At 56.5% G+C, this 4,749-nt stretch carries 5 protein-coding genes; all 5 read left to right on the forward strand.

What is annotated here, in order from left to right:
• A partial coding sequence (locus tag SMC5_RS01475; RefSeq protein WP_133299136.1) for a CdaR family protein occupies window positions 1–474 on the forward strand: 474 nt, incomplete at its 5' end.
• A gap of 78 nt (window positions 475–552) precedes the next feature.
• Window positions 553–1,461, forward strand: a complete 909-nt coding sequence (locus SMC5_RS01480) for a tRNA pseudouridine synthase B (RefSeq protein ID WP_126854903.1) — start codon at window positions 553–555, stop codon at window positions 1,459–1,461.
• On the forward strand, window positions 1,458–2,408 hold the full coding sequence (locus SMC5_RS01485; protein WP_165846164.1) for a bifunctional riboflavin kinase/FAD synthetase: 951 nt from the start codon (window positions 1,458–1,460) through the stop codon (window positions 2,406–2,408). The genes SMC5_RS01480 and SMC5_RS01485 overlap by 4 nt, the downstream gene beginning before the upstream one ends.
• Window positions 2,409–2,539: 131 nt before the next feature.
• Complete coding sequence (gene rpsO / locus SMC5_RS01490; protein WP_119119306.1) at window positions 2,540–2,806, forward strand: 30S ribosomal protein S15; 267 nt, start codon at window positions 2,540–2,542, stop codon at window positions 2,804–2,806.
• 6 nt (window positions 2,807–2,812) lie between these two features.
• A partial coding sequence (locus SMC5_RS01495) for a polyribonucleotide nucleotidyltransferase (protein WP_119119307.1) occupies window positions 2,813–4,749 on the forward strand: 1,937 nt, incomplete at its 3' end.

Here is a 4,749-nt window from a genome sequence, read left to right on the forward strand (position 1 = left end):
TGCACCCCAGCAATAGTCATGGTTACGGGAACGGCAGCGGTGCTCAGTCGGGTTCAGGCGGTTTCGACGGTTGCGGTTGACGTCTCAGGCAAATCGACATCTCTCACGAAACAAGTCAACTTGATCCTTCCGCAGGGAGTTTCGCTTTTGGGTGGAAGCAAGGCCGTGTCAAGTCATGTCGTCATCGAGCAGGTTGTCGTTCTTGCTATCCCGGACGTGCCGATCGAGATTCGAGGAGCTGGGTCGGGGTGGCAGGTGTCCCTTAGTACAACGTCCGCATCAGTCCTTATCAGCGGGACGAATTCCGTCGTCATGGCTCTTCATTCTTCCCAGATCAAGGCATATGTCGACGTCAGCCAGCCTGCGCTCGCTGATGGTAGCTACGCAGTCTCAGTGGACGGGCTGACACAGGGCGTTGTTTCTGCTATGGTGACGCCGTCTTCGGTTGATGCTATTGTGCAGAAGGGACCGTAGCGGACGCATGGCTGCCACCATGATGAGTCCAACCTGGGACACAACAGGCATCCACGCTTGCGACTTGGCGTCCGGCTTGTGAGTACCTCACATCCTGAAGGCTTCTTTGCACTGTTCAAACCCAGTGGCTTGAGCAGTGCTGGCGCTCTGCGCGTCGTCAAGGGGATTCTGAGCGCAGACAAGGCCGGCTTTCTGGGAACGCTGGATGTGCCCGCAATGGGAGTGCTTCCTGTTGCTGTTGGTTCTGCAACGAAGCTCATCTCCTTTCTTCCGCCGAGCGAAAAGGAGTATGTCGGCGAGCTTGTTCTGGGGATCACCACGATCACCGACGACATGGAGGGGGAAGTTATTGAGTGCAGGGGTGCCACGGGTCTCGAGGATGTGGTCGTGAAGAAAGCTATCGAAAGCGTGACAGCACAGACGGAGCAGGTTCCCCCGCACGTTTCGGCCAAGCACCAGGATGGCGTACGAGGATACAAGGCAATGCGAGGCCAGGGTCGCCTCATCGATTTTGCTCCGGTCCCGGTCACGGTGCGGCAGTTCAGTGTGCTTCAGGAGCGGCAAGACGCTGACCTTCGTCGTATCATATTTCGCATGACGGTGACCCCGGGCTTTTATGTGCGTGGATTCTGTCGAGATGTGGGAGCTATCCTTGGGTGCGGTGGATGCATGGGGCGACTCCTGCGTACGGGAGCCCACGGGTTTGGCGTGAGTGACACGCTGTCACTGGCAACGCTGCGGCGCAGAGTGCAGGCGGGCGACCTGTCGTTTCTCACATGGGGCGAGACAGACGCAGGTCTTCTGGCGACACTCCCACAGATTTCTCTTGACGATGTGCAGTGGAACGCATTTGGGCATGGGTTGGCTGTGGACTGCGACGTGAGGGAGGGAACCACTGTTATGGTGAAGCGCCCTGATGGTCGACTGGGCGGTGTGGCGGCGGGCAGAGCCGGGAAGGCCTGGCCGCTGAAAGTGTTCAGCGAGTGAGCAGTATCTACCTGTCGTCTTCGGAGTTTCCAGGGATCGCCTCTGCTGTCGCCGTAGGGGCCTTCGACGGTTTTCACGTCGGTCACCAGCGGATTGTCCAGGAACTTGTCGATTGTGGACACAAGGCGTCTCTTGCCACTGTTATCTATACCTTCCGACGGAACCCGAAACTAACGACTCGGGGTATCCAAGGTCTCCTGACGACGAACAGCGAGCGTGTTGAATTGGCTGAGAAGACCGGGGTCGAATCCATTGTCCTCGAGGATTTCTCGGCTCGTTTCCAAGGACTGCCTGCTGAGGCCTTCGTAAGTGAGATCCTTATCAGTCGCCTGAATGCGGGTGTTGTTGTCATAGGTCGGGATTTCCATTTTGGTAAGGGCCGCACCGGCAATGCGGAGATGATGTCCCGAATCCTCGACAACGCGGGGCGCAGACTCATCATCGTTGCTCCAGTGATGGTTGACGGGGAACCGTGCTCCAGTTCGATTATCCGCACGTCCATTGCGGAAGGTGATGTGGAACGCGCAGCAAGGCTCCTCGGGCGTTTCTACTCCATCGAGGGGGTCATCGTCACCGGGAACCAGATGGGAGGACGCCTTGGTTTCCCGACAGCAAATGTCGAGGTCCCCGATCCGGTGAAATTGCTCCCCGGCAATGGGGTGTATGCGGTGCGAGCTGTGGTAGATGGGGCGATTGTGAATGGCGTCTGCAACATCGGCGTTCGTCCGACGATTGTTGCTGCATCCAGGCGAACCGTCGAAGTACACCTGCTCGACTTTGATCGGCAAGTATATGGGCATCTAGTGTCTGTACAATTTGCAGCCCGCCTTCGTGAGGAGGTGCATTTTGCCTCGCCGACCGCGCTCGTGAAACAGATTTCGCGCGACGTACTCAGGGCGCGTGTCATTCTTGGGTCTGTCGGCGGCCGCCAGGGAATGACAAAGTGAAGCCTTTTGTTGACCGGTTTTCCTTTACTTGTTCCGTGTTTCTGGTACAATTTTAGTACATTTCTCCCGCACTCGGTCCCTCGTTCCGGCTGGACGTGAGACTGGGTCATGGGACACCTTGGAGGTACAACATGCTTACAGCCGAAGAGAAGTCAAAGATTATCGGTGAGTTCAAACTCAGTGAAGACGATACCGGCTCGTTTGAAGTTCAGGTAGCGATGCTGTCGAAGCGCATTCTTGCGCTTACAGAGCATCTTCAGAGCCATCGGAAGGATTTCAGTTCCAAGCGGGGGCTCTACAAGCTGGTCGGAGAGCGCCGGAGACTCCTCAGCAGTCTAAGACGCGTTGACGAGGGCCGTTACGCTTCATTGATCAAGCGGCTGGGAATCCGCAAGTAGGAGCCAATGTTGGAGAATAATGAGATAAAGACCGTTCGCGGTAATATTGCAGGCAAGCCTGTAACGTATGAGACTGGACGGCTGGCCAAACAGGCCGGCGGAGCTGTTCTGGCGACCATGGGTGGCACTGTCGTGCTCGCCGCAGTTACTGTCAGCAACAGCACGAAGGAAGGACTCGACTTCTTTCCCCTGACTGTCGACTATTTTGAGAAAATGTATGCAGCCGGGAAGATCCCGGGTGGATTCTACAAGAGAGAAGGACGTCCCAGTGAGCGCGAGATTCTTCGTTCGCGACTCATCGACCGGTCGATTCGCCCTCTGTTTCCCAAGCACTTCCGTCGGGAAGTGCAGGTCATCGTCTACGTACTGTCTGCCGATGGAGAGAATTCGCCCGATGTGTTGGCCATCAACGCGGTATCAGCGGCGGCGCTTATCAGCAATGCCCCATTCGTTGACGCAGTCGCCGCAGTGAGGGTCGGCAAAATCAATGGCGAACTTGTTTTCAACCCGTCCTCTTCTGCGATCGACGAGAGTGTGCTCGATCTTATCGTGTCTGGCACGGCCAATGGCATTCTCATGGTCGAATCCGGGGCTCGTGAGATCAGTGAAGCAGAGATGGTTGAGGCCTTGGTACTGGCACAGGAACCGATCAAAGAGACATGCCGCATGGAGGAAGAACTTCGCGTCCAAGCTGGCAAGGAGAAGATCGTCGTCCCAGAGCTGAAGTTCGATGCAGCTATCCAGAACGAAGCTCGTTCCATGGTTATGGAGCGTCTTCCTCTGGTACTTAAAGACAAGGAGAAGCTGAAGAAGGAGAAGATCCTCGATGAATTCAAGGGTGAACTCGCCGTTGAACTGTTGGCGAAGTACCCTGAAAGCGGGCTGGCCATCGGCGAGGTTCTTGACGCAGAGATCAAGCATTTCATCCGGCATCGTGTCGTGACTGAAGGCGTGCGTATCGATGGTCGCGCCCCTGAAGAGATTCGGCCGATCGGGGTCGATGTTGGTGTTCTTCCGATGAGCCATGGCTCGGGGTTGTTTTCCCGAGGTCAGACGCAGGTCCTTTCGATTGTCACCCTCGGAGGAAAGAAAGAGGGTCAGTTGGTCGAAAGCCTTGAGGAAGAGGTTACAAAGCATTACATGCATTACTACAACTTTCCCCCCTTCTCGGTGGGCGAGACCCGTCCTATGCGAGGGCCTGGGCGTCGCGAGATTGGCCACGGCGCACTGGGAGAGAGGGCGCTGCTCCCCGTCATTCCGGATGAGAGCGAGTTCCCATACTCGATTCGCGTTGTCTCTGAGGTGCTTGAGTCCAACGGTTCGACGTCACAGGCTTCCATTTGTGGCAGCACATTGGCCCTTATGGATGCTGGAGTGCCAATCACGGCACCGGTTGCCGGTATCGCGATGGGCCTGATGAAAGAAGGTGACAAGAGTGTCATTCTGACCGATATCCAGGGAGCCGAGGACGCCAATGGCGACATGGACTTCAAGGTCGCGGGCACTGCGAAGGGTATCACCGCATTGCAGATGGACATCAAGATTCACAGCGTTGACAGCGAGTTGTTGTCCGCGGCCCTGGATCATGCCCGCACTGCGCGCCTCTTCATTCTGGACAAGATGCTGTCGGTTCTTCCTGCCCCTCGTGGCGAAGTCAATCCGCTGGCTCCACGCATCTTCACGATGCATATTCCCGGAGACAAGATCGGCGCTCTCATCGGCCCCGGCGGCAAGGTCATCAAGAAGATCATTGCCGATACCGGGTGCGACATCGACATCGAGGACGATGGCTCAGTGTTTGTGACTGCACCAGACGGAGCCAAGGGCCAGATTGCTATGGATGCTATCAACGCGATTACCGAGGATATCGTTGTGGGCAAGATATACATGGGCAAGGTCACCGAGTTGCGCGACTTTGGTGCTTTCGTAGAAATCGCACCCGG

Source organism: Candidatus Cryosericum odellii (genome assembly GCF_003570935.1).
Lineage (GTDB): Bacteria > Caldisericota > Caldisericia > Cryosericales > Cryosericaceae > Cryosericum > Cryosericum odellii.